Genomic DNA, 26963 nt, shown 5'->3' on the forward strand with positions numbered 1-26963 from the left:
ACACCGATGCCGCCCCTGGGGGCGGCATCGGTCACTTGTGCGGGAGCTGTGCGGCGGCTGCGCGCCGGCGTCGGTCAGACCGCCGAACCGGCCTTCCACTGCGCCCAGTCCATGTTCCAGCCGTTGAGGCCGTTGTCCGGGGCGATGGTCTTGTCACCGGTGTTCTGCACGACCACCACGTCGCCGACCATCGAGTTGTTGTAGAACCAGTAGCCCGCGGTGCCCTTGTCGTTGGCACCCTTGGTGTCGGACAGGCCCACGCAGCCGTGGCTGGTGTTGACGCTGCCGAAGATGGACTTGGCGCCCCAGTAGTTGCCGTGGATGAAGGTGCCGGAGGTGGACAGGCGGATGGCGTGCGGCACGTCCTTGATGTCGTACTCGCCCTTGCCGTCGTCGTCCGTGAAGCCCACGGTCGCGCCGTTCATGCGCGTCTCCTTGAACTTCTCGGACATCACCATGATGCCTTCGTAGGTCTTGTTGTCCGGGGAGCCTGCGGAGATCGGGATGGTCTTGATGGTCTTGCCGTCCTGCGTGACCTTCATCTGCTTGGTCTTCGCGTCGACGTACGAGATCTGGTTGCGGCCGATCTTGAAGGTGACCGTCTTCTCCTGGACGCCGTAGACACCCTCGGCGCCCTCGACGCCGTCCAGGGCCATCTTCAGGGTGACGGTCGAGCCGCCCTTCCAGTACTCGTCGGGCCGGCAGTCCATGCGGGTGTCGTTGAACCAGTGGCAGACGACTTCCTGGCCGCTGGTCGAGGTGACGGTGACGCCCTTCTGGACGGCCGCCTTGTTGGTGATCGACTTGTCGAAGTTGATCGAGACCGGCATGCCCACGCCGACCGTGGAGCCGTCCTCCGGCGTGAAGTAGCCGAGGAAGCTGTTCTTCGGGGAGACCGTGGTGAAGGAGGCGTTCTCGTGGGCCTCCAGGCCCTTGGCGTCCTTCGCGGTCACGGTGACCTTGTAGGTCGTGGAGCGCTCCAGCTGGGCGGTGGGCTTCCAGCTGGTCTTGTCCGCGGATATCTCGCCCTCGACCGCGGCCCCCTCGGCGGTCGTCATCGTCACGTCGGTGAGCGTGCCCTTGCTCACGGTGACGGCGGCGGAGTTGTTGATGGAGGCGTTGTCGGTGCCGTCCTCGGGCGTGATCTTGATCTGCGCCGCGGAGGTCTCCTTGGCCGCCGCCTCGTCGACCTTGGACTGCGAGCTGTCGCCGCCGTCGCCGCCGGAGGCGTTGTCGTCGCCGCCGGAGCAGGCCGAGAGCACCAGGACACCGCCGAGCAGTGCGGACGCGACCGTGAGGCCCTTGCGCCGCTTACTGTTCGTCATCACACGCTTCTCCATTGTTCCCGAATCCCCAAAACGCCCGAGAGTCCCCGTCAAGAATCTTCAACGCTACGACCGGTTCGTCCCGTTCCACATCCCATGTACGTGTGGGGCACACCACGCCTGTCGAGGCCGGTGGTGCGGGTGTCGGTCAGTGCTCCCCATGAGACGACGGAACCCCGGGCGGCGGTTGCCGCCCGGGGTCACGATTTCCCCAAGAAGCCTCAGCCGGCCCGCCCGGCCCCTTCGCCGTCGAAGTCCTCGTCCACATCATCCTCGTCGAGGTCCCACTCGGGCGAATCCGGGTCGTACTCGACGTGCTCGCTGGACCAGGAGGCCTGTGCGAGGTCGACCCCGGGCACCTCGCTGACCAGGTCGAACGGATCGACCAGATAGGCGAGGGCCTCCGCAGTGTCTTCCGTCACAGCGGCTTCGGCGTGGGTCCGCTCGTCGGCCGGCACGGTCGTGTCGTCGGCGATCCGCCGCAGCGCGGCCTTGGTGACGGCGTCCCGGTCGTCCACTTCGAGGACGAGTTCCACGCGAAGCCGTACAAAACGTGAGGTTTCTGGAGTACTCATGCCCGGAGCGTACGGCGCTTTTCTCCCGTGACTTTCCCGTGACCCGCGACTTTCACTAACATCGCCCCACACGGCCAATTCGCCAGCACCACAAGGGGATCGATATTCCGTGTCCGCCGCTCACCGATCGTCGTCCACCGCACGCCGATCGCTGCTGACCGCCACCGCCGCGGGAGCCCTGCTGGGCGCCCTGTGGTTCGTGCCCTCCGCGAACGCGACGGGCGACGATCCGGGCAGAGCGGAGCCTTCGACGGCCCCCACGTCCCAGGTCACCCAGCAGGCGCGGGCCACGTCCGAGAGCGCGGACACCACGGCGAACGGCACCCGGCTCGCCGACACCGGCAGCTTCGACACCACGCCGTACATCGTCGGCGGGACCGTCTCCCTCGCGCTGGGCGCGGGCTTCGTCGCGTATTCGGTTCGCCGGGAACGTCTCGGTTTTTAAATCAACTTGACGCTCCCTTCACCCGGGCTTCATAGTCCGCCCATGAAGAGATCATCGGGCGTGCGTGTAGCCGCCACGGTTGCCGTGAGCGTGCTGTCGCTCGCCCTTGTCACGGGTTGCGGGGGTGACTCCGGCGGTTCCGACGCGAAGGCGCTCTCGGCCGCGGAGCTGAAGAAGTCGATCATCGCGCAGGGCGATGTCGACGGTTACAAGGTGGACGCCTCCGGCAAGCGGCTGCCGAAGTCCAAGGACCAGGTCAAGAGCAGCGAGGCGAAGTGCCAACCGCTCGCCTACGCGATGGGCGGTCTGGCGCCGGGTGACGCGGCCTCGAGCACGGCCGTGGTGACCACGGAGGAGAAGAAGCCCACCGACAGTGCCTCCAAGTCGCTGGAGGACCTGAGCGAGGGCGAGTTCGAGGACTCGCTCACCGACGCGATGAGCATCGACGTGACGGTCGTGGGCCTGTCGTCGTACGACGGGTCCGGCGCCGAGGAGACCTTCAAGTCCGTGGCGGACGCGGTGGAGAGCTGCCCCGGCGGCTTCCCCGTCGTCATGCAGGGCACCGACCAGAAGCTCACCAAGATCACTTCGGAGAAGGGATCCGGCACCGGTGACGAGTCGGTGGCGTTCGCCGCGGTGAGCGACGACGACGGCGATGTGAGCACCACGCACGTCGAGGTGGTGCGACACGGCAGCACCATCGCCACGTACTACACGATCAACCTCGGTCTGATGATGACCGACAAGGCGTACGACGTCCCGGCCGCTCTCATCGACGCGCAGGCCGCCAAGCTGAAGTAACCCGTTCCGACCGCACCGGGGCCCTGTCGACCGTACGACAGGGCCCCTCTCGCGTCACTGGAGCGGCCCGGTGACCTTCTCCGCCGCGGCGACCAACTCTCCGCCGCGCACGAACGCGTCGGCCGCCGCGAGGTCGGGCGCCAGGAACCGGTCCGGACCGGCGCCCTGGACCCCGGCGGCCCGTACGGCGTCGAGGACGGCCTGCGAGGCCGGCGCGGGGGCGAGCCCTTCCCGCAGTTCGATGGCCCGGGTGGCGGCGTACAGCTCCACGGCGAGCACACGGGTGAGGTTGTCCACGGCGGTACGGAGCTTGCGCGCGGCCGACCAGCCCATGGAGACGTGGTCCTCCTGCATGGCGGAGGACGGAATGGAGTCGGCGGAGGCGGGCACGGCCAGCCGCTTCAACTCGCTGACCAGGGCGGCCTGCGTGTACTGGGCGATCATCAGCCCCGAGTCGACGCCCGCGTCGTCGGCGAGGAACGGCGGCAGCCCGTGGCTGCGGTTCTTGTCCAGCAGCCGGTCGGTGCGCCGCTCGGCGATGGAGGCGAGGTCGGCGACGGCGATGGCGAGGAAGTCGAGGACGTAGGCGACGGGCGCCCCGTGGAAGTTCCCGTTGGACTCGACGCGCCCGTCGGGCAGAACGACGGGATTGTCGACGGCCGACGCCAGCTCCCGCTCGGCGACCAGCCGAGCGTGCGCCAAGGTGTCCCGCCCGGCCCCGGCGACCTGTGGGGCACACCGCACCGAGTACGCGTCCTGCACGCGCGGCGCGTCGTCCTGATGGTGCCCGGTCAGTCCCGAACCCTTCAGCACGGCCAGCATGTTGGCGGCGGAGGCGCCCTGCCCCGGGTGCGGCCGGATGGCGTGCAGCTCGGGCGCGAGCACCTTGTCGGTACCGAGGAGCGCTTCAAGGCTCAGCGCGGCGGTGACGTCGGCGGACTTGTAGAGAAGGTCAAGATCGGCGAGGGCCATGACGAGCATCCCGAGCATGCCGTCGGTGCCGTTGAGAAGGGCGAGCCCTTCCTTCTCACGCAGCTCGACGGGCGCGATTCCGTGCGCGGCGAGCAGCTCCCCGGCGGGCCGTACGGTGCCGTCCGGCCCCTCGGCGTCCCCCTCCCCCATCAGCGTGAGGGCGCAGTGCGACAGGGGGGCGAGGTCACCGGAGCAGCCCAGCGAGCCGTACTCGTGGACGACGGGAGTGATACCGGCGTTGAGGATGTCGGCCATGGTCTGCGCGACCTCGGGCCGCACGCCGGTGTGCCCCGAGCAGACGGTCTTGAGCCGCAGGAACATCAGCGCCCGCACGACCTCCCGCTCCACGCGCGGCCCCATCCCGGCGGCGTGCGAACGAACGATGTTGCGCTGCAGCTGGGCCCGCAGCTCCTGGCTGATGTGCCGGGTCGCCAGGGCCCCGAAACCGGTGGAGACGCCGTAGACGGGGTCCGGCTTGGCCGCCAGCGCCTCCACGATCTCGCGGGCCGCGGTGAGCGCCGCGACGGCCTCCGGCGAGAGCTCGATCCTTGCGCCGCCGCGCGCCACGGCGAGAACGTCGGACGCGGTGACCCCGGACGTCCCCACCACCACAGAGTGCATATCCATATTCAGGAGCGTACGCAGTGAAGACGAAGATGTCACTAGTGGGTGGGCGGTACGACCCTTACCGTTTCGGCTGCGGCGCCGTCGTGGCCTGGTAGCGCAGTTCCCCGCGCCCCTTTCCGGGGGCTTCGCCCCAGGGACGGGACGGGTAGGGGCGGCGGGGGCGAGGAACTCACGGCAGCCGGCCCCGGAAGCGGCGCCGTTCCGCGCTCCCCTCCCCGAAGGGCTCGTCGGCAAGGCGCACGACAGGGTCGTCCGGCCCCTCCCGCCCCGCCACCACAGGCCGCCCGGCCCGTACCGCCTTGGCCCGGTACTGCGCGGCATCAGCCAACCGGAACAACCGCCGCGCGGACCGCACGACCCCGATCGCGTCCTCGGTGGAAGCGACCCCACAGGCCACCCCCTCCCCCAACTCCAACTCCCCCGCCCGCCGGCACAGTTGATCCGCGGCCTTCACCACCTCATCCGCGGCCGGCCCGACAGCCAGCAGGCAGAACTCGTCACCCCCGAGCCGCGCGGCCAGCGCCCCCGGCAACATGGCCCCGCACACCGAAAGCACCGACCCGAACCGCTCCAACAGCCGGTCCCCGACCGCATGCCCCTGGGTGTCGTTGACCCGCTTGAGCCCATTGAGGTCACAGACGACAAGGCTGACCACGACCCCCTCACCGCGATGCCGCTCGATCGCCTCCTCCAACCGCACATCGACGGCCCGCCGATTCGCCAGCCCGGTCAGCGCATCGGTGAAGGCCAACCGCCGGGCCTCCTCCAGCCGCTCACTCTGCGCGAGCCCCGCCGCCACCACGGAGGCGAGCACGGTGGCGAAATCGGCGTCCCCCCGATCGAAGACGGGCGCACCGGCCGGACGGGCGACATACAGCTCCCCCCAGGCCCGCCCGTTCAGCACGAGCGGGGCGACCACACAGCACCCCCGCCCACGCCGCCGAAGAGCGGCGACCCGCTGATGGCAGTACCCGGGATGCCCGCTCGCGGGCCCCTCGGCCGTCTCCACCCAGGCGTTGGGCTCACCCCCGGCGGCCCACCGCTCGTGCAGGAACTCGGCGATCTCCGGGAACTGATGCACCGGATAGGCCTCGTCCCCCGGGAACTCCTCCTCGCCCTCCGCGCGGTCCCCCACGTTCACGAGCACCCGCAACCGCCCGAGCTCCCGCTCCCACACCGACAGCGCGGCGAAACTCCCGCCCAACGCCCGACACGCCCCGAGCGCCGCCGCCCGCCAGGACTCACGCGGGGTGTGCGCCGCCGCCATCCCCTGCGCCAACGCCACCACGGCCGCGAGCCGTCTGTCCTCACCCATCACTCCAGGTTAGGGAGTTTTACCCCGATTTGGGACGTTGGTGTGGCGAACGGGGAGGTCACCGGCGCACAGACACGGCATCCGGCGCCGCGACAGCGCGCACTCACTCACCCGGCCACTGCGGCTTCCGCTTCTCGTTGAACGCCGCGACCCCCTCCGCCCGGTCCCCGGAGAACGCCGTGGCCCGCCAGGCCGAGTCCTCGACCTCCAGGCCGGCCCGCAGATCCAGCCCGTGCCCGAGCCGCAGCGCCCGCTTGGCGTTGCGCAACCCCACGGGCGAGTTCGCGGCGATCCGCGCCCCCAGCGCCAACGCCTCCTCCCGGTCGCGCCCCGCCTCGACCAGCTCGTCGACCAGCCCCAGCTCCCGCGCCTCCACGGCCTCGACCCGCCGCGCCGTGAAGATCAGCTCGGCCGCCCGGGCCGCCCCCACCCGCCGCGGCAGCAGCTGCGTCCCCCCACCGCCCGGAATCACCCCGACCGACACCTCGGGCAGCCCCACCACGGCCGTACGGTCCGCCACGATCACATCGCACGACAGCGCCAGCTCGAAGCCACCCCCCAACGCGAATCCGTGCACCGCCGCGATCGTCGGCACCGGCAGCTCCAGCACCCCCGTGTAGGCCCCTCGCGCCACGGGCCGCTGCCGCACCAGATCGGCGTCACTGAAAGAGTTCCGCTCCTTCAGATCCGCCCCGACACAGAACGCCCGCTCATGGGTCGAGGTCAGCACCACCACCCGTACGTCACGGTCCGCGCCCAGCGCCGCACACGCCCCCGCGATCGAACGGGCCATGTCCGTCGACACGGCGTTCATGGCCTTGGGCCGGTCGAGGGCGAGTTCCGCGACATGCCCCTCCCCGTGCCGCCGCACCAGCACGAACTCCCCGTACCGCTCCTCGCTCATGACACCCTCCGATTAACGCGGGTTAACAACACTCGCCCCGATCATCGCAGCCGGGCCCCTCCGGGGAAAGAGCCGCCATGCGCGATCCCCGAGTCGAGCTCCGACACCCCGTTCGAGTGACATCCCGCCCAACTCCCGCCCTACCGCCGACGCCAGCGCATAACGTGCGCGAGCCACGGCGCATCGGGGGCGCGAGCGGGCGGGGAGGGGCTGGGATGAGCGGGACGACGGAAACAGCGACGCGAACGACGGAAGCGGGGACGGCCGGTGAGGACGGCCAGACCGGTGCCCGCCTCTTCGGCCCCCGCGGTCGTCACCGCCGCCCCCGCCCCCGCAAGGTCCTCCTGGCAGCCGGCGGCCTCGCCCTGGCGGCCGGCGCCCTGAGCCTCGTACGCCTGACGCCCGAGGCGGAGGTGGCGGGCCTGGGCGCAACGGAGACCGAGCCGACCTCGGACTCCGTCACCAGCGCAGACACGGTTACGCCCACGGACACGGACACGGACCGCTCGGCAAACGCCGCCGCCACAGTCCCGACGTCGAGCCCGTCCGCAACCTCCGCCATGGGCGGCCTGAACACGACACCGACATCGACGACGATCGTCGTACCGACGACCAACCCCCCGCCACGCCCCGTCACGACGCCGACCGCCACCCCGACCGCGCCCCGCCCACCAGCACCGACCGACCAGGCACCCCGGCCGACCCCCACCCCACCCCCCAGCCGACCGACGACAAACCCCCCGACCCCCCAGCCGGATCACCCCGCCGAGGACTCAGTCTGCGTACCGATCATCGGCCTGTGCGTGGACCGCGTAACGAACGACGACTGAAAAACCCGAGCACAGCAACGCCCTGAAGGGGCGCGGGGCTGTATCAATGTGCGGCTCCGCCGCGCGGGCGCGACAAGCCACAACGCACCCGCACCCGAAAGAACAGCGCAACCCCAACGGCGCTCACTCGCCCCCGGCGGCAGCCCTCCGCGTCAACAGCCAAGGCTCCACCACACCAAGCCCTCGCACCGGCCGCTGCCACATCGGCTGCAACGCGAACCGATAGACCGGCGCCTCCTCCCCCTCCTTCTCGGCGGCAGCCGCGGCCTCCGCCGCCTCGGCCTCCGACGCCGGCGCCTCACCCGTTCGGATGAGTTCCGCGGCGAACGCGCTGTCGACGAGCACGGCGTCCCGCGGAGCTATCGACGTCAACCGGGAGGCGAGATTCACCGTCGTACCGAACACGTCGCCCATTCGAGTGGTCACCGTGCCGAACGCGATGCCGACCCGCAGCTCGGGCATCGTCTCGTCGCCCGCCATCGTCTCGATGAGCCGTAGGGCGATCTCCGCGGCGACGCCCGCGTCGTCGGCCGCGTACAGGACCTCGTCGCCGAGCGTCTTGATCAGCCGACCGCCGCGCGCGGCCACCAGATCCGCCGCCGTGGTCTCGAAGGCCTCGACGAGTTCGCCGAGTTCCTCCTCCTCCATGCGGCGGGTCAGCCGGGTGAAGCCGACGAGGTCGGCGAAGCCGACGGCCAGGCGCCGGTCGACCATCTCCTCGTCGTCGGCGGCCTGGATGACCCGGCCGGCCGAGGCGGCGAGCTGGCGGCGCCAGACGTAGACGAGGAACTCCTCCAGCTCGGGCAGGAGCAGCTCGATGATCGGATACGTCACCTCGGTCCGGGTCATCCCCGGCTCCGGGGGCTCGGTCAGGCCTTCCAGGAAGGAGTCGATCTGCCACTCGGCCAGCCGGGCGGTGGTCTGCCCGGTGGACCGCGCCACCTGCACGGCCATGGCCTCGCTGAGCAGCCCCGCCTCGACGAGACCGGCGAGGCGCCGCAGCGCCAGTACGTCGGCCTCGGTCAGCGCCTTGGCCTGACCGATGTCGGCGAAGCCCATGGCCCGCCAGAAGCGGGACGCCAGCTCCATGGAGACACCGGCGCTGCGGGCCGCCTGAAACGGGGTGTAGCGCCGCTCGGCGCCGAGGATGAGGCCTTCGAGGCGCAGGGCGAGCGGATCCTCGCCGGGGTCGGCGGCGTGGGGGTCCACCCGGCCGTCCGCGCCCGTGCCGGAGCCCGAATCGTCGACGGTCACGCCTGCTGCCCTTCCGATCTGCCGCGGTCAGTAATCGACCGGCCTTCACTTTACGGCAGGTGTGGGCCAGCTCACTCCGGAAGGCCGGGGAGCCGAGCTCGCACCAACCGAACTCACGCCAACCGCAAGTGCACGATGTCCCCCGCACCCACGGGCTCCTGCACGCCCTCCCCGGTGGCCAGCACCAGCCGTCCGTCGCCGTCGATCGCGACGGCCTCGCCGGTGATCGACCGGTTTCCCGGCAGCTCGGCCCGCACCTCCCTCCCCAGCGTCGCGCAGCCCGCCGCGTACGTCTCCTGGAGCTCGCTCACCACCGGGTCGCCGGCGGCGGCCCGCCAGCGTCCGTACCACTCCTCCAGCGAGCGCAGGATGCCCCGCAGCAGGGGATCGCGGTCGGTGCTGACGGCGCCGGCGAGGGCCAGCGAGCCCGCCTGGGGCACCGGCAACTCGTCCTCACGCAGGGTGACGTTGATGCCGACGCCGACGACCACGCCCGCGTTGCCGGCGCGCTCCGCCAGGATGCCGCCGGCCTTGCGTTCCTGGCCGCCGACGGTCACCAGCAGGTCGTTCGGCCACTTGAGTGCCGTGTCGACGCCCGCGGCCCGGGACAGCCCCGTCGCCACGGCGACGCCCGTGAGCAGCGGTACCCAGCCCCAGCGGGCCGCCGGGACCTCGGCCGGGTTCAGCAGCACGGAGAAGAACAGCCCGGAGCGGGCCGGCGCCGTCCACTGGCGGTCCAGGCGGCCCTTGCCTGCCGTCTGCTCCTCGGCGACGAGGACGGCACCCTCGGCCGCCTTGCCCTCGGTCGCCAGGGCCACCAGGTCGGTGTTGGTGGAGCCGGTGCGCTGCACGACCTCCACCTCGCGCCACAGCCCGCCCTCGCGCACGAGCCCGCGCCGCAGCGCGGCGGCGTTCAGCGGCGGACGGTCCAGGTCGGACCAACGGCTGTCGTCTGATGCATCTCGCGGCGTCATGCAAGCCACCCTAGGTGTGTGAAACGCCGCACTGCTGATTCGTGGGCCCCCCACTACTCTACGGATGAGTAACCGTCCCCCCTTTTGAGCAGGCAGGGAGCGCCATCCCGATGTCCGAGCCGGAAGAGCGTCACGAGATCCAAGGGATCGACATCCACACCACCGCGGGCAAGCTCGCGGATCTCCAGCGCCGTATCGAGGAAGCGACGCACGCCGGCTCCGCTCGCGCCGTCGAAAAGCAGCACGCCAAGGGCAAGTTGACGGCCCGTGAGCGCATCGAGCTCCTCCTCGACGAGGACTCCTTCGTCGAGCTCGACGAGTTCGCCCGGCACCGCTCCACCAACTTCGGCCTGGAGAAGAACCGGCCGTACGGCGACGGCGTCGTCACCGGGTACGGCACGGTGGACGGCCGGCCCGTGGCCGTGTTCTCGCAGGACTTCACCGTGTTCGGCGGTGCGCTGGGCGAGGTCTACGGACAGAAGATCGTCAAGGTGATGGACTTCGCGCTGAAGACCGGCTGCCCGGTCATCGGGATCAACGACTCCGGCGGCGCCCGTATCCAGGAGGGTGTGGCCTCGCTGGGCGCGTACGGCGAGATCTTCCGCCGCAACACCCACGCGTCCGGTGTCATCCCGCAGATCAGCCTGGTCGTCGGCCCCTGTGCGGGCGGTGCGGTGTACTCGCCCGCCATCACCGACTTCACGGTCATGGTCGACCAGACCTCGCACATGTTCATCACCGGCCCGGACGTCATCAAGACGGTCACCGGCGAGGACGTCGGCTTCGAGGAGCTGGGCGGCGCCCGCACCCACAACTCGGCCTCCGGCGTGGCCCACCACATGGCGGGCGACGAGAAGGACGCCATCGAGTACGTCAAGCAGCTGCTTTCGTACCTGCCGTCCAACAACCTCTCCGAAGCTCCGGCGTTCCCGGAGGAGGCGGACCTGTCCATCACGGACGAGGACCGCGAGCTGGACCGAATCGTGCCGGACAGCGCGAACCAGCCGTACGACATGCACACGGTGATCGAACACGTCCTGGACGACGCCGAGTTCTTCGAGACGCAGCCGCTGTTCGCGCCGAACATCCTCACCGGCTTCGGTCGGGTCGAGGGCCGCCCGGTCGGGATCGTCGCCAACCAGCCGATGCAGTTCGCCGGCTGCCTCGACATCCAGGCCAGCGAGAAGGCCGCCCGCTTCGTGCGCACCTGCGACGCCTTCAACGTCCCGGTCATCACCTTCGTCGACGTCCCCGGCTTCCTCCCGGGCGTCGACCAGGAGCACGACGGCATCATCCGCCGCGGCGCCAAGCTGATCTACGCCTACGCCGAGGCGACGGTCCCGCTCATCACGATCATCACCCGCAAGGCGTTCGGCGGTGCCTACGACGTCATGGGCTCCAAGCACCTGGGCGCCGACCTCAACCTCGCCTGGCCCACCGCCCAGATCGCCGTCATGGGCGCCCAGGGCGCGGTCAACATCCTGCACCGCCGCACCATCGCCGAGGCGGAGGCGAACGGGGAGGACCTGGAGGCGGTGCGCGCCCGGCTGATCCAGGAGTACGAGGACACGCTCCTCAACCCCTACATCGCGGCCGAGCGCGGCTACATCGACTCGGTGATCATGCCGTCCGACACCCGCCGCCATGTCGTGCGCGGTCTGCGTCAGCTGGGTACGAAGCGGGAATCCCTGCCTCCGAAGAAGCACGGCAACATCCCCCTCTAGGCCTGCTGGAGCCGTCATGAACATCAAGGTCCTACGGGGCAACCCGACACCGGAGGAGCTGGCCGCCGCACTGGCGGTGGTCCGCGCACGCGCCGCGGCGGCAGCAGCCACGCCGCCCGGCGCGCCCAAGCCGCGGGACGGGTGGTCGGACCCGTCCCGCATCGCAACACACCGGCTGCCGCAGCCTGGGCCGACGACATGGGCCCGCACTTACTGGCCGAGCTAGCGGGCCCGCAGCCACAAACGGCGAGCCACGACCTCGGCCATCACTCCGTACCCCACATCATTGGGGTGCAGGTGATCGCCGAGGTCGTATGCCATCCGCAGCCGATCCGGGTCCCCCGGATCGGCCAGCGCCCGCCCGAGATCCACCACCGCGTCGTACTCCCCCGAGCAGCGAATCCACTCGTTCAGCTCGTGACTCACCTTGGCCGCCCGCTCACCCCAGTGGTCCGACCCCCCGAACGGCAGCAGAGTCGCTCCGACGACCCTCAGCCCCGCCGCCCTGCCCTGCCGTATCAACTCCCGGTGCCCGGCGATGAGTTCCCCCGCCTCCACCACCGGCGCCGGCTTGTACGTCGGCTGCTCGTCCGTCTCGCTGAAGCCGATGTCGTTCAGCCCGAGGAGCACGACGAGCGTGTCCACGCCGGGCCGGTCGAGGACGTCCCGGCGCAGTCGGCGGACGCCGCCGTCCCCGTACCAGGCGGAGTCGTTGAGCAGCAGGTTCCCCCCGATCCCCGCGTTCAGCACGGGCCGCCCCGTGCGCTCGGCGAGCGCGTCCGACCAGCGCCGGTTCGCGCCCACCGTGGACCCGAACCGGTCCGTGATCGAGTCACCGAAGAGCGCGACGGCGTCCGTGCGCCCGGCGTCGACCTCGACCGCCGACAGGAAGTACCAGGACTCCGTCGCCGCGTCGAAGCCCTCACCGCCCGTGTCCGCCGACAGATCGCCCTCGCCCCGATAGCTGGTCGAGAAGGCCTGGGCGTGGAAGGTGGCGGGCCCGGTGGCGGCGTCGAAGTACAGGGTGACGGTCACCGAATCCCCCGCGGCGACGGCGAGGGGGACGTCATCGCTGACCAGCTCCCCGCGCGCAGGTATGGCGGCGCTGCCCGCGCCCCCGAAGGTGAGCCGCACGAGCGACCCCGGCGCCACCCCGGCCCCCGCGGCCGTACGCCCCACGCTCGCGGCCGCGACCCGGACGGGCGAGGCTCCGTAGGCGTGGGTCAGCCGCACCCGCAGCCGGTCACCTCCCGCCGACAGCCGTACGACCTGCCGCAGTGACTGGCGCCAGAAGCCCTCGCGGGACCAGTTGGGCGTGAAGCCCTCGCTGGGCAGCTGAGGTGACGCGATCCAGGAAGCGGTGAACACGGCACATCCTCCAAACGAAACCAGGGACCCTTTAACTAATGGAACAGTAGCACCGTTTAGAGGAAGTTGAGTATGCGTACTCAGGCGCCGCCACGGCCCCCCGACCGACGATGGAAGGCATGCTGTGGTCCGACCCCGAGAACGAGCCGCCCAAGGAACTGCGCGACATGCAGGAGATGTTGCGGCGGCTGGGCGTTCTCATGGCGCTGGCCATGGTGCTCACGATGATCGTGCTCGGGCTGAGATGAACCCGGGCGGGCACGCCGATACGCTGACCGCATGACTGATCAGCCCCGCCGCCGCCTCGTCCTGGCCTCCCAGTCCCCCGCCCGGCTCAATCTGCTGCGCCAGGCCGGACTGGATCCCGAGGTCATCGTGAGCGGCGTCGACGAGGACGCCGTCACCGCACCCACCCCCGCCGAGCTGGCGCTGGCCCTGGCCGAGGCGAAGGCCTCCGTGGTGGCGGCGAAGCCGGAGGTCAAGGGCGCGATCGTGATCGGCTGCGACTCGGTCCTCGAACTGGACGGCCAGGCCCTGGGCAAGCCGGCCGACGCCGAGGAGGCCACGGCGCGCTGGAAGTCGATGCGCGGCCGGGCGGGCACGCTCCAGACCGGTCACTGCGTCTACGACACCGTGACCGGCCGGTACACCTCCGCCACCGCCTCCACGGTCGTCCGCTTCGGCGAGCCGACCGACGAGGAGATCGCCGCGTACGTCGCCTCAGGCGAGCCTCTCTACGTCGCCGGGGCGTTCACCCTGGACGGCCGCTCGGCCCCGTTCATCGACGGCATCGACGGCGACCACGGCAATGTGATCGGCATCAGCCTGCCACTGGTGCGACGACTGCTGGGGCAACTGGGCATCGGCATCACGGAGTTGTGGGCGCCGGCGGAGGACTGACCGGGGGCCCGCCCGCCGGGGAATCGCCCGCCGGGGCCCCGCTCCCGCCCGCGCCCCCGTCGGGGGCGGTGTCGGTGGGCTCGGCGGAGCCGGGCGCGGCCTGGGCGTCGTACGTCATGAGCAGCAGCACGATCAGACCGAGCACGACGACCATGAACAGGAACGCCGTCCAGCCCACCAGCCCCCAGGCGAACGCGCCCAGCAGCGCGTGCACCACGGCCGCGCTGATCAGCAGGATGCGGCCGAAGCCGGCCGGGGCGCGGTCGCGCACGGCCACGAGCAGGGCGACCAGGCCGCACAGCGCGAAGTAGGCGCCGAAGACGACCCCGCCGATCTTCGAGGACAGCGACATCACGTCCGGGTCGAGGCCCGCCAGGGACATGTCCTGACGGTCGACGACGACACCGAGGAACCACTGAAGCGCCGCGACACCGAGCCCCTCGACGAAGAGCACGACCGCCACCACCCACGCCACCGGCCTGCGCACCACCGGTCCCCACCTGCTTCCGAGCGCTCTGTTACTCCAAGTACGGACGAGACATCGCGAACGCTACTAACGGGTAAACCCCGGGACAAGGGTTCGGGCGCCGGCAAAGAATCATTGGGCCATTCGTAGGGATTCCACAAAGAAACCGAGTGGCCCGCAGCACGTGATGACAGAGACCTTGACCACAGCGGAGGGCTAGGGTTTTCCGGGAGAGACCTGCGTGCCGGGGCGCGACATGGGATTTCGCAGGTCGAACGGACCTGGAATCACGCTCCGTGTGGGCAAGCTCACCACTGGGGACGGGTCGATGTGGCGTGTCGGCAGTCCCTAAACTCGGCTTGTTTCAAGGAGGGAGCCTCAATCGTGCGCAAGGTGCTCATCGCCAACCGTGGCGAAATCGCTGTCCGCGTGGCCCGGGCCTGCCGGGATGCCGGCATCGCGAGCGTGGCCGTATACGCCGACCCGGACCGGGACGCTCTGCATGTCCGCGCCGCGGATGAGGCGTTCGCCCTGGGTGGTGACACTCCGGCGACCAGCTACCTGGACATGGGCAAGGTGCTGAACGCGGCGCGCGAGTCGGGCGCGGACGCCATCCACCCCGGCTACGGCTTCCTGTCGGAGAACGCCGACTTCGCCCAGGCCGTCCTCGACGCCGGCCTGATCTGGATCGGCCCGCCGCCGCAGGCCATCCGCGATCTCGGTGACAAGGTCGCCGCCCGGCACATCGCCCAGCGGGCCGGCGCCCCACTCGTCGCCGGCACGCCTGACCCGGTGTCCGGTGCGGACGAGGTCGTGGCGTTCGCCGAGGAGCACGGCCTGCCGATCGCCATCAAGGCGGCGTTCGGCGGTGGCGGCCGTGGTCTGAAGGTGGCGCGGACCCTGGAAGAGGTCCCCGAGCTGTACGACTCGGCCGTCCGAGAGGCCGTCGCCGCGTTCGGCCGGGGCGAGTGCTTCGTCGAGCGCTACCTGGACAAGCCGCGCCACGTCGAGACCCAGTGCCTCGCCGACACCCACGGCAACGTGGTCGTCGTCTCCACCCGAGACTGCTCCCTGCAGCGCCGCCACCAGAAGCTGGTCGAGGAGGCCCCCGCGCCCTTCCTCTCCGAGGCCCAGGTCGCCGAGCTGTACTCCGCCTCCAAGGCGATCCTGAAGGAGGCCGGCTACGTCGGCGCCGGCACGGTCGAGTTCCTGGTCGGCCTGGACGGCACGATCTCCTTCCTGGAGGTCAACACCCGCCTCCAGGTCGAGCACCCGGTCACCGAGGAGGTAACCGGCATCGACCTGGTGCGCGAGATGTTCCGCATCGCCGACGGCGAGGAACTCGGCTACGACGACCCCGCCCTGCGCGGCCACTCCTTCGAGTTCCGCATCAACGGCGAGGACCCGGGCCGTAACTTCCTGCCCGCCCCCGGCACGGTGACCACCTTCACCCCGCCGACCGGCCCCGGCGTCCGCCTGGACGCGGGCGTCGAGTCCGGCAGCGTGATCGGCCCGGCCTGGGACTCCCTGCTCGCCAAGCTGATCGTCACCGGCGCCACCCGCGCTCAGGCGCTCCAGCGAGCCGCCCGCGCCCTGGCCGAGTTCCAGGTCGAGGGCATGGCCACCGCCATCCCCTTCCACCGAGCGGTCGTCACCGACCCGGCCTTCGCCCCGGAACTGACCGGCTCCGCCGACCCGTTCACGGTCCACACCCGCTGGATCGAGACCGAGTTCGTCAACGAGATCAAGCCCTTCGCGGCCCCCGCCGACACCGAGACGGACGAGGACCCGGACCGCGAGACGATCGTCGTCGAGGTCGGCGGCAAGCGCCTGGAGGTCTCCCTCCCGTCCTCGCTCGGCATGTCGCTGGCCCGCACCGGCCTCGCCGCCGGAGCCAAGCCCAAGCGGCGCGCGGCCAAGAAGTCCGGCCCCGCGGCCTCCGGCGACACCCTCGCCTCCCCGATGCAGGGCACCATCGTCAAGGTCGCCGTCGAGGAAGGCCAGGAGGTCAAGGAAGGCGACCTGATCGTCGTCCTTGAGGCGATGAAGATGGAACAGCCCCTGAACGCCCACAAGTCGGGCACCGTCAAGGGCCTGTCCGCCGAGGTCGGCGCCTCCCTCACCTCGGGCGCCGCGATCTGCGAGATCAAGGACTGAGTCGTACGACATCCCGAGGCGCCCGGCGGACTGAGCGATCAGTCCATCGGGCGCTTCTCAGTGAGGGAAGGGCAGGTGAACCCGATGGTCCGGCCGCCGGCAGGCATGCGCGCGGACGCCCGCCGCAATCACGAACGCCTGGTCACCGAGGCCCGCTCCGCCTTCGCCGAACACGGCACGGCCGCATCTCTGGAGGACGTGGCCCGCCGCGCGGGCGTCGGCATCGGCACGCTGTACCGCCACTTCCCCAATCGCGACGCCCTGCTGAGCGCGGTCTTCGAGGACGCGGTCGGCGACCTCCTGACCCGCTCCCGCGAACTCCTGGCCGCCCCCGAGCCCTGTGCGGCCCTGGTGACCTGGCTGCGCGAGATGGTCACGCACGCCGGGGAGTACCGCGGGCTGGCCAGATCCCTGATGTCCGTCTCGACCGACGGCACCTCGGCGCTGGCCCGTTGCAGCGGCCCGATCCGCGAGGCGGGCGGCGCGCTGCTGGCCCGGGCACAGGAGGCGGGCACGGTCCGGGAGGACGTAGCGATCACCGACCTCCTCCAACTCACCCATGCCATCGCACTGGCGGCGGAGGAAACCCCGGGAGACCCGGACCTGGCGGACAGACTGCTGCACTTGACACTCCGGGGCCTGAAACCCACCTAGGGGCGCGGGGAACTGCGCGACCAGCCACACACAACCGGCACGCGCGCACCCCCACGAACCCCTACGGCGAACAGGAGCCCTAACGCCGCCGCAAATCCGCAACCCTGGCCCGCTCCCGCTCCCTCTCCGCCCCCTGCTCACCGAGCACCGCCGCGGCGGACCGCAGCCCCTGCCCCCGCCTAGGCCCCGGCAGGGGACCCCTCCGCCGCGCCGGGACCTCGTCACCCCCCGGGCTCCCACTCGCCCCGGCCACGGCGATCTGCACCCCCTGATCGGCGAGGGCCTGGAGCTCGGTGTGGGCACGGTCGTCGTGGACCGGCGGCTCGTCGGTGACCAGCCGCGTGATGACATCGGTGGGCACCGTCTGGAACATCGTGTCCGTACCGAGCTTCGTGTGGTCGGCGAGGACGACGACCTCCGCGGCCGCCTGCACCAACGCCCGGTCGACGGACGCGGAGAGCATGTTGGACGTGGACAGCCCGCGCTCGGCGGTGAGCCCGCTCCCGGAGATGAAGGCCCGCGACACCCGCAGTCCCTGGAGGGACTGTTCGGCGCCGCTGCCGACCAGCGCGTAGTTCGACCCACGGAGCGTGCCGCCGGTCATCACGACCTCGACCCGGTTGGCGTGGGCCAACGCCTGTGCCACCAGGAGGGAGTTGGTGACGACGGTCAGTCCGGGGACGCGCGCGAGCCGGCGGGCCAGCTCCTGCGTGGTGGTCCCCGCCCCGACGACGATCGCCTCGCCCTCTTCCACGAAATTCGCGGCGAGGTCGGCGATGGCCGTCTTCTCGGCGGTCGCGAGATGTGATTTCTGCGGAAAGCCGGACTCCCGCGTGAACCCGCCCGGCAATACCGCACCGCCATGCCGGCGGTCGAGGAGTCCTTCTGCCTCCAGTGCGCGCACGTCCCGCCGTACGGTCACTTCGGAGGTCTGGACGACGCGGGCGAGCTCACGGAGCGACACGGCTCCGTTCGCTCGCACCATTTCGAGGATCAATTGGCGACGTTCTGCAGCGAACACGAAACTGACAGTAACCCCAACGACCGTCTGCTTTCAGCAGTTTGCGCCGAATAACAGAAGTTGTTCGCACGCAAGGGCGAGAAGTGGTATAGGGCCTAGTCCCGCCGCCTATGCCGCACGCACGCTCGACAACTCCCCGTGACCAGCGGGGAGTTGGTTTCGGCCGTCAGAGTTCGCCACCGGACTTCCGGGTGTGCAGCTGTCGTGCCACTTCGGCGATCGAGCCCGAAAGGGAGGGGTACACGGTGAAGGCGTTCGCGATCTGTTCGACCGTCAGATTGTTGTCGACCGCGATCGAGATCGGATGGATCAGTTCCGAGGCGCGGGGCGAGACGACCACACCGCCGACCACGATGCCCGTGCCCGGCCGGCAGAAGATCTTGACGAAGCCGTCCCGGATGCCCTGCATCTTGGCGCGCGGGTTGCGCAGCAGCGGCAGTTTGACGACCCGGGCGTCGATCTTGCCCGCGTCCACATCGGCCTGGGAGTAGCCGACGGTGGCGATCTCGGGGTCGGTGAAGACATTCGACGACACGGTCTTCAGGTTCAGCGGGGCCACCGCGTCGCCCAGGAAGTGGTACATGGCGATACGTCCCTGCATCGCCGCGACCGAGGCGAGGGCGAACACACCGGTGACGTCACCGGCCGCGTACACGCCCGGCGCGGTCGTCCTGGACACCTTGTCGGTCCAGATGTGCCCGGACTCGCGCAGCTTGACCCCGGCCTCCTCCAGGCCCATGCCCTGGGAGTTCGGGATGGCGCCGACGGCCATCAGGCAGTGGCTGCCGCTGATGACACGCCCGTCGGCGAGGGTGACCTCGACGCGGTCGCCGACCCGCTTGGCGGCGGCGGCGCGCGAGCGGGCCATGACGTTCATACCGCGGCGCCGGAAGACGTCCTCAAGGACCGCGGCGGCGTCGGGGTCCTCACCCGGCAGCACCCGGTCCCGCGACGAGACGAGGGTGACCCGCGACCCGAGCGCCTGGTAGGCGCCGGCGAACTCGGCACCCGTCACACCCGACCCGACCACGATGAGCTCCTCGGGCAGCTCGGTGAGGTCGTAGACCTGGGTCCAGTTGAGGATGCGCTCACCGTCGGGCTGGGCGTCCGGCAGCTCACGCGGATGCCCGCCGGTGGCGATCAGCACGGCGTCGGCGGTCAGGGTCTCCTCGGTGCCGTCGGCGGCGCGGACGACGACCTTGCGCGATCCGTCGAGGCCCTGCATGCCCTCCAGCCGGCCCCGGCCGCGCAGGACCCGGGCGCCGGCCCGGGTGACGGAGGCGGTGATGTCGTGGGACTGGGCCAGCGCGAGCCGCTTGACACGCCGGTTGACCTTGCCCAGATCGACGCCCACCACCCGGGCGGGCGTGTCGATGTGCGGCGTGTCGTCGGCGACGATGATGCCCAGCTCCTCGTAGGAGGAGTCGAAGGTGGTCATCACCTCGGCCGTGGCGATGAGAGTCTTCGACGGCACGCAGTCGGTCAGCACCGACGCCCCGCCCAGACCGTCGCAGTCGACGACGGTCACCTCCGCGCCGAGCTGGGCGGCCACCAGGGCCGCCTCGTATCCGCCGGGTCCGCCACCGATGATCACGATCCGAGTCACGTACTCCATTGTCCCGCACGCCACACGGTGCCACTGCCTGGGGGCCCGCCCGAGACACCACCGTTACGGGAGGGGCGGACGATTCGCCTGCCGTACCCTCTCTCCATGTCGCTCTACGCCGCGTACGCCGGCAATCTCGACGCGCGGCTGATGACCCGCCGCGCCCCCCACTCGCCGCTGCGCGCCACCGGCTGGCTGAACGGCTGGCGGCTGACCTTCGGCGGCGAGCAGCTGGGCTGGGACGGCGCGCTGGCGACGCTCGTCGAGGAGCCGAAGGAGCAGGTCTTCGTCGCGCTCTACGACATCGCCCCGATGGACGAGGAGTCCCTGGACCGCTGGGAGGGCGTCAGCCTCGGCATCTACCGGCGGCTTCGGGTACGGGTGCACACGCTGGAGGGCGAGGAGCCGGCGTGGGTGTACGTGCTGAACGCCTACGAGGGCGGGCTGCCGGCGGCACGCTACCTGGGCGAGATCGCGGATGCGGCGGAGTCGGCGGGGGCGCCACACGATTACGTGATGGAGCTGCGCAAGCGGCCTTGTTGAGGGAAGGCACGCGGAGAATCACGTACATGATCGCTCCGCCCGCCCTCGAACCCCTGTACACCGAGCAGGCCGCGTCGGCCCGCGGCCTGCTCGACGGCCTGCGACGCGCCGCGTTCGACAGAGGAATCTCCGCCCTGGCCAAAGGATGCCCTGGTCGAATACACGGTCAGCCTGCGGCGCCTGGTCGTCATCGGGGTGACGGTCTTCGACGACGCCGACATCCTCGTTCCGGACGCCTGAGGCCCGGAGGGCACCCTTTCGTCGGAAACGACAAGACAACGATCGCCATCCCGTGAGCTCTGTCATCTACGCGCGTAGGCCCAAACCGGCTACCCTCAGTCGCGTGAACGCATCTCTTCTTCCGGACGACATCCAGGGCGACCCCCACGCGGCCGCCGACGCCGCCGCCGCGCGCCTGCGCGAACTCACCGGCGCCGAGACCCACGACGTCGCCCTCGTGATGGGCTCCGGCTGGGCGCCGGCCGTGGACGCCCTGGGCGCGCCCGAGGCCGAGTTCCAGGTCACCGAGCTGCCCGGATTCCCGCCGCCGGCGGTGGAAGGGCACGGCGGCAAGATCCGCTCGTACCGGATCGGCAACAGGCGTGCCCTCGTCTTCCTGGGCCGCACCCACTACTACGAGGGTCGCGGCGTCGCGGCGGTGGCCCACGGTGTGCGCACCGCGGTGGCGGCCGGCTGCAAGACGATCGTCCTCACCAACGGCTGTGGCGGCCTGCGTGAGGGCATGCGGCCCGGGCAGCCGGTCCTGATCAGCGACCACATCAACCTCACGGCGACGTCCCCGATCGTCGGCGCGAACTTCGTCGACCTGACGGATCTGTACTCGCCGCGGCTGCGTGCCCTGTGCAAGGAGATCGACCCCACGCTGGAGGAGGGTGTCTACGCCCAGTTCCCCGGCCCGCACTACGAGACGCCGGCGGAGATCCGGATGGCTCGGGTCATCGGGGCGGACCTCGTGGGTATGTCGACGGTGCTCGAGGCCATCGCGGCGCGTGAGGCGGGTGCGGAGGTGCTGGGCATCTCCCTGGTGACCAACCTCGCGGCCGGGATGACGGGCGAGCCCCTCAACCACGAGGAGGTCCTTCAGGCCGGGCGCGACTCGGCGACTCGGATGGGGTCGCTGCTGGCGCAGGTGCTCGGGCGCCTGTAAACCGTTCCTCGCCCCCGCCGCCCCTACCCGTCCCATCCTTCTGGGGCTCCGCCCCAGACCCCGCTCCTCAAACGCCGGAGGGGCTGAGTACTTCAGCCCCTCCGGCATTCGAGAACGAGACCATCGCCGTCCCGAACCCCCACCCACCCGCAGGGAGCTACGCCGGGACGGCTGGGCTTTTCAGCCCGTCCGGCGTTTGAGGACGAGGCCCGCAGGGCCGATGGCGGGGGTCTGGGGGCGCAGCCCCCAGGGACGGGACGGGTAGGGGCGGCGGGGGCGAGGAAAATCCGCCCGCATCCGACCCGCTCCCGAACGACACGAACGAGAGGTTGACCGACGTGCATGCCGATCTCATCGCCCGGGCCCAGACCTGGCTCGCCGAGGACCCGGACCCGGAGACCCGCGACGAGCTCGCCAAGCTCATCGAAGCAGCCGACACCGAAGAGCTCACCGCACGCTTCAGCGGCACCCTCCAGTTCGGCACGGCGGGCCTGCGCGGCGAACTCGGCGCCGGCCCGATGCGCATGAACCGCACGGTCGTCATCCGCGCCGCCGCCGGCCTCGCCGCGTACCTCAAGAAGCAGGGCCACGACAACGGCCTCGTCGTCATCGGCTACGACGCCCGCCACAAGTCGGAGGACTTCGCCCGCGACACGGCGGCCGTGATGACCGGCGCCGGCCTGCGCGCCGCCGTACTGCCGCGCCCCCTGCCCACCCCGGTCCTGGCGTACGCCATAAGGCACCTCGGCGCGGTCGCCGGTGTCGAGGTCACCGCCAGCCACAACCCGCCCCGCGACAACGGCTACAAGGTCTACCTCGGCGACGGCTCCCAGATCGTGCCTCCCGCGGACATCGAGATCGCGGAGGAGATCGCCGCCGTACCGTCCCTGACCGTCGTCCCCCGCCCCACGGAGGGCTGGGAAACCCTCGACGACAGCGTCCTGGACGCCTACCTCGCCCGTACGGACGCGGTCCTCGCCCCCGACTCCCCGCGTACCGCCCGCACCGTCTACACGGCGATGCACGGCGTCGGCAAGGACGTCCTCCTGGCCGCCTTCGCCCGCGCCGGCTTCCCGGCTCCCGCCCTCGTCGCCGAGCAGGCCGAGCCGGACCCGGACTTCCCCACGGTCGCCTTCCCCAACCCGGAAGAGCCCGGCGCGATGGACCTGGCCTTCGCCAAGGCCCGCGAGACCGACCCCGACCTGGTCATCGCCAACGACCCCGACGCCGACCGCTGCGCCGCGGCCGTCAAGGACGGGGACGCCTGGCGGATGCTGCGCGGCGACGAGGTGGGCGCGCTGCTCGCCGCGCACCTCGTCCGCCGCGGCGCGCGGGGCACGTTCGCCGAGTCGATCGTCTCCTCCTCCCTCCTCGGCCGTATCGCCGAGAAGGCGGGCCTGCCCTACGAGGAGACCCTCACCGGCTTCAAGTGGATCGCCCGCGTCGACGGCCTGCGCTACGGCTACGAGGAGGCCCTCGGCTACTGCGTCGACCCCGAGGGCGTACGCGACAAGGACGGCATCACCGCGGCCCTGCTGATCACCGAGCTGGCCTCCGTCCTCAAGGCCGAGGGCCGCACGCTCCTCGACCTGCTCGACGACCTCGCCGTGGAGCACGGCCTGCATGCCACCGACCAGCTCTCGGTCCGCGTCCAGGACCTGTCCGTCATCGCGAACGCCATGCGCCGCCTGCGCGAGCGGCCGCCGACCGAGCTCGCCGGTCTGGCCGTCACCCGCGCCGAGGACCTCACCCAGGGCACCGACACCCTGCCGCCCACCGACGGACTGCGGTACACCCTCGAAGGCGCCCGCGTCATCGTCCGCCCCAGCGGCACGGAGCCCAAGCTGAAGTGCTACCTGGAGGTCGTCGTCCCGGTCGCCGCGCACGCCGCCCTGCCGGCCGCCCGCGTCAAGGCGGCCGAGCTGCTCGCGACGATCAAGCGGGACCTTTCGGCGGCGGCGGGCATCTGAGGCGTGCGGCGTACGCGGCCCGCTCGGAGCCCTGCGGCGACTCACTGATCGTTCCCGAGAGGGTGCCCCCATCCGGAGGCACCCTTTCGGGCGATTCACGCAGGGCGGTTGACCCGCGCTCCACGCCCCGCAGTGCCCCTCGGGCAACGGTGGACGGGAAACGCACCACCGATCAGCCTGGAGCCGCGCCGTGTCCACGACCGCATCCCGGCCGACCCCCCGCACCACGACCGCCCCGGGCTCCCGCCCTCCACCGCGGGCCCGCCCCGCCGTCCTCCCCGCCCTGCGCCACGCCGCCCCCGCCCTCCTCGCCTACCTCGCCGTGCGTGGCACGGGCCTGCTGGTCCTCACCGTCTGGGCGCACCGGCAAGGGCACGGCGTCTGGCCGATCCTGGCGACGCAGTGGGACGCCGACTGGTACCTCGGCATCGCCGAGCACGGCTACGCACATGAGCTCGGCACCGCGCACAACGCCAACAACCTGGCGTTCTTCCCGCTCTACCCCACCCTTCTGAAGGCCTTCGCCGCGCTCACCCCGGGCACCCGCGCCAGCACCGGCCTCGGCCTCGCCGTCATCGCGTCCCTCGTCGCCGCGTGGGGAGTCTTCGCGGTGGGCGACCGGCTGTACGGGCGCCGGGCCGGTGTTCTGCTGGCCACCCTCTGGGCCGCGCTCCCGGTCGGTCTGGTGCAGTGGATGGGCTACACCGAGTCCCTGTTCACGGCGCTCGCCGCCTGGTCCCTGTACGCCGTGCTCTCCGGCCGGTTCCTCACCGCGGCCTGGCTGGCCGCGCTCGCGGGCCTGACCCGCCCGACCGGGGTCGCGGTGGCGGCGGCGGTCACGACCGCGGCCCTTCTCGCGCTGCGCCGCCGCTTCACCCCCCGTACCCTCGCGGCCGCCGTGATCGCGCCACTCGGCTGGTGCGGGTACGTCGGCTGGGTGGGTCTGCGGGTGGGCCGCTGGGACGGCTACTTCGCCGTACAGCGGTTGTGGCACAACGAGCTGGACGGGGGGCTCGAAACACTGCGCCAGATGCGGCGGCTGCTGGTGTACGCCCCGAAGCCCGAGCTGTTCCTGGTGATGGTGACGCTGACGCTGATCGTGTCGGTCGTGCTGTTCGGCCTGGCTGTGGCCGACCGGCAGCCGGTCGCGCTGCTGGTCTTCACGGCCGTACTGCTGGCGATCGTGCTGGGCAGCGGCGGCGTCTACTTCCCGCGCGCCCGCTTCCTGCTCCCCGCCTTCCCGCTCCTGCTGCCCGTCGCCCGGCACCTGTCCCGCGCGAGCCGTCGCCACCGCGCGCTGGTCCTCGCGGGGGCGGTCGTCGGCTCGGCGTACTGCGGCGCGTACATGGCGCTGGTGTATCCGGGCGCGCCCTGACGGCCGATCCCGCGGACGCGCTCAGCCGGTCCCGTCGGGCCTCAGCCCACGGCCAGCAGGATCAGCAGCAGCACAGCCCCCGCGATCGCCGGGCCCATCACCTCGTAGGCCCATCGCACGGTCACCTCGCCCTGGGCGGACTCGGCCTCGCCGTGGCTCTCCAGCAGTTCCCGCAGGTCGTCCATGATCTTGTCGGTCTCGGCCCGCGTCGGACCGTTCGCCCCGGCCGCCCGGCGCGACCCGCCGAACCCGCGCCCTGCGCCGCCGCTCCCCCGGCCCGCGGCGCCCGTCTCCGCCGCCGTGCGGTCCGCGTGCTGCGCCGCCTTCTTGCGGGCCCGCAGCGAGACGGGGATCGCCCAGAGCTGGTACTTGGCGCCGGACTTCGCGACGACCTCGTTCGAGTAGCCGGACCGCAGCGAGACGACCTGTCCCCAGGGGACCACGATGACGCGCAGCGGGTTGCGGATGCGCAGGCGCTCCTCGTTGGCGTACACGGCGGGGCGGAGCGTGAACGCGGACGACAGCGGCACGATCAGGATCATCGCGGCGAGCGCGAGCCACTGCGTGCGGCTCTCGCCGCGTACCAGCGCGTCGATACCGAGCCAGAACACGATGGCGAGCAGCGCGACGCCGCCCAGGATGCCCATGGGCGAGCGGTAGACCCGGTCCCTCGATACGGGGTCCGGGGTGGAGGGCTGGTGCTCGTGGTCGGGGGTCGTCATGGGGCCGATTGTGCCGCATGCCCGCCGGCGGCTTGGTGGGGCGCCCGGTCGCCGTGGGGGGAGTGCGGTGTGCGTGGGCGGGTGCGGGTCGGAGGGGGCTGGTCGCGCAGTTCCCCGCGCCCCTGGGGGCGTGCGGGTGCCCGACGTCTTGGCAGCTCCGGCGCCCTGCGCGCCTGGGGCAGGCGAGCGCCCGGCGTCTGGCAGGCCCCGCGCCCCGGGGCATCCGACATCCCCCCGTGATTCACGGATCCGACCCTCGGGGTGTACAGCCGCTACGCGCGTAGATATGCTCGTCTGGTGACCATGCCCACCAATGCATCTGCCGCAGCTCACGCACTCACGGACGTCACCGCGTCCGACAGCACGCTGCGCCGCTTCCTTCACGGGCTGCCCGGCGTCGACGCGGTCGGCCTGGAGGGGCGGGCCGCGTCCCTGGGTACCCGTTCCATCAAGACGACCGCCAAGGCGTACGCCATCGACCTCGCCATCTCGATGGTCGACCTGACGACGCTGGAAGGCGCGGACACCCCGGGCAAGGTCCGGGCGCTCGGCGCCAAGGCGGTGCGCCCCGACCCCACCGACCGGACGGCCCCGGCGACCGCGGCCGTCTGCGTCTATCCCGACATGGTGGCCACCGCCAAGGAGGCCGTCGCTGGGTCGACCGTGAAGGTCGCCTCGGTCGCCACCTCGTTCCCGGCGGGCCGTGCCCCGCTCACCGTCAAGCTGGCGGACGTGCGCGAGGCCGTGGCGGCGGGCGCCGACGAGATCGACATGGTCATCGACCGCGGGGCGTTCCTCGCGGGCCACTACATGAAGGTGTACGACGAGATCGTCGCCGTGAAGTCGGCCTGCGGGACGAGCGCCCGCCTCAAGGTCATCTTCGAGACCGGCGAGCTGTCGACGTACGACAACATCCGGCGGGCCAGCTGGCTCGGCATGCTCGCCGGCGCCGACTTCATCAAGACGTCCACCGGCAAGGTCGCCGTGAACGCCACCCCGGCGAACACCCTGCTCATGCTGGAAGCGGTGCGCGACTTCCGCGCCCAGACCGGCATCCAGGTCGGGGTGAAGCCGGCCGGCGGGATCCGCACCTCCAAGGACGCCATCAAGTTCCTCGTCCTGGTCAACGAGACCGCCGGCGAGGACTGGCTGGACAACCACTGGTTCCGCTTCGGCGCCTCCTCGCTCCTGAACGACCTGCTGATGCAGCGTCAGAAGCTGGCCACCGGCCGCTACTCCGGCCCCGACTACGTGACGGTGGACTGAT

General features: G+C 71.2%; 26 protein-coding genes. 14 read left to right on the forward strand and 12 right to left on the reverse strand.

Annotated elements, in window-relative coordinates:
* Positions 1 to 74: 74 nt before the first annotated feature.
* Both ACZ4UU_RS19535 and ACZ4UU_RS19540 read right to left on the reverse strand, forming a co-directional pair.
* The gene (locus ACZ4UU_RS19535; RefSeq protein ID WP_468041299.1) at positions 75 to 1325 is read right to left on the reverse strand and encodes a L,D-transpeptidase; all 1251 of its coding nucleotides are present in this window, start codon (positions 1323 to 1325) and stop codon (positions 75 to 77) included.
* Between the two features lie 221 nt (positions 1326 to 1546).
* Entirely contained in the window at positions 1547 to 1900 is a 354-nt protein-coding gene (locus tag ACZ4UU_RS19540) for a hypothetical protein (protein ID WP_468041300.1), read from the reverse strand.
* Between the two features lie 151 nt (positions 1901 to 2051).
* Between ACZ4UU_RS19540 and ACZ4UU_RS19545 the strand changes: the two genes are divergently transcribed.
* Positions 2052 to 2345 (forward strand): hypothetical protein, encoded by a 294-nt coding sequence (locus ACZ4UU_RS19545; RefSeq protein WP_471905076.1) that lies wholly within the window; start codon positions 2052 to 2054, stop codon positions 2343 to 2345.
* Between the two features lie 42 nt (positions 2346 to 2387).
* On the forward strand, positions 2388 to 3146 hold the full coding sequence (locus tag ACZ4UU_RS19550) for a hypothetical protein (RefSeq protein ID WP_468041302.1): 759 nt from the start codon (positions 2388 to 2390) through the stop codon (positions 3144 to 3146).
* A 54-nt stretch (positions 3147 to 3200) separates the two neighbouring features.
* Here ACZ4UU_RS19550 and hutH read toward each other — a convergent pair whose 3' ends face one another.
* The 3 genes from hutH to ACZ4UU_RS19565 all read right to left on the reverse strand — a co-directional run bounded on the left by hutH (position 3201) and on the right by ACZ4UU_RS19565 (position 6964).
* Positions 3201 to 4739 (reverse strand): histidine ammonia-lyase, encoded by a 1539-nt coding sequence (gene hutH / locus ACZ4UU_RS19555; protein WP_471905077.1) that lies wholly within the window; start codon positions 4737 to 4739, stop codon positions 3201 to 3203.
* Between the two features lie 175 nt (positions 4740 to 4914).
* A complete protein-coding gene (locus ACZ4UU_RS19560; RefSeq protein WP_468041304.1) occupies positions 4915 to 6060 on the reverse strand; it encodes a GGDEF domain-containing protein in 1146 nt (381 codons plus the stop codon).
* A 103-nt stretch (positions 6061 to 6163) separates the two neighbouring features.
* The gene (locus ACZ4UU_RS19565; RefSeq protein ID WP_468041305.1) at positions 6164 to 6964 is read right to left on the reverse strand and encodes an enoyl-CoA hydratase/isomerase family protein; all 801 of its coding nucleotides are present in this window, start codon (positions 6962 to 6964) and stop codon (positions 6164 to 6166) included.
* A 215-nt stretch (positions 6965 to 7179) separates the two neighbouring features.
* Here ACZ4UU_RS19565 and ACZ4UU_RS19570 point away from each other — a divergent pair, with 215 nt between their 5' ends.
* Positions 7180 to 7794 (forward strand): hypothetical protein, encoded by a 615-nt coding sequence (locus ACZ4UU_RS19570; protein ID WP_468041307.1) that lies wholly within the window; start codon positions 7180 to 7182, stop codon positions 7792 to 7794.
* A gap of 123 nt (positions 7795 to 7917) precedes the next feature.
* Here ACZ4UU_RS19570 and ACZ4UU_RS19575 read toward each other — a convergent pair whose 3' ends face one another.
* Positions 7918 to 9048, reverse strand: coding sequence for an adenylate/guanylate cyclase domain-containing protein (locus ACZ4UU_RS19575; protein WP_468041309.1), 1131 nt, complete (start codon positions 9046 to 9048; stop codon positions 7918 to 7920).
* A gap of 113 nt (positions 9049 to 9161) precedes the next feature.
* Positions 9162 to 10022, reverse strand: a complete 861-nt coding sequence (locus ACZ4UU_RS19580) for a biotin--[acetyl-CoA-carboxylase] ligase (protein WP_468041310.1) — start codon at positions 10020 to 10022, stop codon at positions 9162 to 9164.
* A 110-nt stretch (positions 10023 to 10132) separates the two neighbouring features.
* On the opposite strand from ACZ4UU_RS19580, the gene ACZ4UU_RS19585 reads away from it, so the two are divergent.
* Together ACZ4UU_RS19585 and ACZ4UU_RS19590 are read left to right on the forward strand one after the other, a co-directional pair.
* Entirely contained in the window at positions 10133 to 11746 is a 1614-nt protein-coding gene (locus ACZ4UU_RS19585; protein ID WP_468041312.1) for an acyl-CoA carboxylase subunit beta, read from the forward strand.
* Positions 11747 to 11762: 16 nt separating this feature from the next.
* Positions 11763 to 11972, forward strand: a complete 210-nt coding sequence (locus ACZ4UU_RS19590) for an acyl-CoA carboxylase epsilon subunit (RefSeq protein WP_468041314.1) — start codon at positions 11763 to 11765, stop codon at positions 11970 to 11972.
* Here ACZ4UU_RS19590 and ACZ4UU_RS19595 read toward each other — a convergent pair.
* Positions 11969 to 13114, reverse strand: a complete 1146-nt coding sequence (locus tag ACZ4UU_RS19595) for an SGNH/GDSL hydrolase family protein (protein ID WP_468041316.1) — start codon at positions 13112 to 13114, stop codon at positions 11969 to 11971. The genes ACZ4UU_RS19590 and ACZ4UU_RS19595 overlap by 4 nt on opposite strands.
* Positions 13115 to 13233: 119 nt before the next feature.
* On the opposite strand from ACZ4UU_RS19595, the gene mmpB reads away from it, so the two are divergent.
* Together mmpB and ACZ4UU_RS19605 are read left to right on the forward strand one after the other, a co-directional pair.
* The gene (gene mmpB, locus ACZ4UU_RS19600) at positions 13234 to 13362 is read left to right on the forward strand and encodes a morphogenic membrane protein MmpB (RefSeq protein ID WP_093747104.1); all 129 of its coding nucleotides are present in this window, start codon (positions 13234 to 13236) and stop codon (positions 13360 to 13362) included.
* A 31-nt stretch (positions 13363 to 13393) separates the two neighbouring features.
* A complete protein-coding gene (locus tag ACZ4UU_RS19605; protein ID WP_468041318.1) occupies positions 13394 to 14014 on the forward strand; it encodes a Maf family protein in 621 nt (206 codons plus the stop codon).
* Here the strand turns inward: ACZ4UU_RS19605 and ACZ4UU_RS19610 are convergent.
* The gene (locus ACZ4UU_RS19610) at positions 13983 to 14504 is read right to left on the reverse strand and encodes a hypothetical protein (protein ID WP_468041320.1); all 522 of its coding nucleotides are present in this window, start codon (positions 14502 to 14504) and stop codon (positions 13983 to 13985) included. The genes ACZ4UU_RS19605 and ACZ4UU_RS19610 overlap by 32 nt on opposite strands.
* Positions 14505 to 14864: 360 nt before the next feature.
* On the opposite strand from ACZ4UU_RS19610, the gene ACZ4UU_RS19615 reads away from it, so the two are divergent.
* Positions 14865 to 16637, forward strand: a complete 1773-nt coding sequence (locus ACZ4UU_RS19615; RefSeq protein ID WP_468041321.1) for an acetyl/propionyl/methylcrotonyl-CoA carboxylase subunit alpha — start codon at positions 14865 to 14867, stop codon at positions 16635 to 16637.
* 105 nt (positions 16638 to 16742) lie between these two features.
* Positions 16743 to 17291 (forward strand): TetR/AcrR family transcriptional regulator, encoded by a 549-nt coding sequence (locus ACZ4UU_RS19620; RefSeq protein ID WP_471905078.1) that lies wholly within the window; start codon positions 16743 to 16745, stop codon positions 17289 to 17291.
* A gap of 79 nt (positions 17292 to 17370) precedes the next feature.
* On the opposite strand, the gene ACZ4UU_RS19625 is transcribed toward ACZ4UU_RS19620, so the two are convergent.
* Complete coding sequence (locus ACZ4UU_RS19625; protein WP_468041322.1) at positions 17371 to 18312, reverse strand: DeoR/GlpR family DNA-binding transcription regulator; 942 nt, start codon at positions 18310 to 18312, stop codon at positions 17371 to 17373.
* A gap of 166 nt (positions 18313 to 18478) precedes the next feature.
* The gene (locus ACZ4UU_RS19630; RefSeq protein WP_468041323.1) at positions 18479 to 19942 is read right to left on the reverse strand and encodes an NAD(P)H-quinone dehydrogenase; all 1464 of its coding nucleotides are present in this window, start codon (positions 19940 to 19942) and stop codon (positions 18479 to 18481) included.
* An 81-nt stretch (positions 19943 to 20023) separates the two neighbouring features.
* Here ACZ4UU_RS19630 and ACZ4UU_RS19635 point away from each other — a divergent pair, with 81 nt between their 5' ends.
* The 4 genes from ACZ4UU_RS19635 (at position 20024) to ACZ4UU_RS19650 (ending at position 24974) form a co-directional block, all read left to right on the forward strand.
* Positions 20024 to 20461 (forward strand): gamma-glutamylcyclotransferase family protein, encoded by a 438-nt coding sequence (locus ACZ4UU_RS19635; protein WP_468041325.1) that lies wholly within the window; start codon positions 20024 to 20026, stop codon positions 20459 to 20461.
* A gap of 343 nt (positions 20462 to 20804) precedes the next feature.
* Complete coding sequence (locus ACZ4UU_RS19640; protein WP_468041326.1) at positions 20805 to 21629, forward strand: purine-nucleoside phosphorylase; 825 nt, start codon at positions 20805 to 20807, stop codon at positions 21627 to 21629.
* Between the two features lie 338 nt (positions 21630 to 21967).
* A complete protein-coding gene (locus tag ACZ4UU_RS19645) occupies positions 21968 to 23599 on the forward strand; it encodes a phospho-sugar mutase (protein WP_468041327.1) in 1632 nt (543 codons plus the stop codon).
* A gap of 190 nt (positions 23600 to 23789) precedes the next feature.
* Positions 23790 to 24974, forward strand: coding sequence for a hypothetical protein (locus tag ACZ4UU_RS19650; protein WP_468041329.1), 1185 nt, complete (start codon positions 23790 to 23792; stop codon positions 24972 to 24974).
* 41 nt (positions 24975 to 25015) lie between these two features.
* On the opposite strand, the gene ACZ4UU_RS19655 is transcribed toward ACZ4UU_RS19650, so the two are convergent.
* Positions 25016 to 25696, reverse strand: a complete 681-nt coding sequence (locus tag ACZ4UU_RS19655; protein WP_468041330.1) for a PH domain-containing protein — start codon at positions 25694 to 25696, stop codon at positions 25016 to 25018.
* Between the two features lie 303 nt (positions 25697 to 25999).
* Between ACZ4UU_RS19655 and deoC the strand changes: the two genes are divergently transcribed.
* On the forward strand, positions 26000 to 26962 hold the full coding sequence (deoC, locus tag ACZ4UU_RS19660; RefSeq protein WP_471905079.1) for a deoxyribose-phosphate aldolase: 963 nt from the start codon (positions 26000 to 26002) through the stop codon (positions 26960 to 26962).
* The last annotated feature ends 1 nt before the right edge of the window (position 26963 follow it).

The sequence above is a fragment of the Streptomyces sp. NPDC028907 genome, from assembly GCF_055564995.1.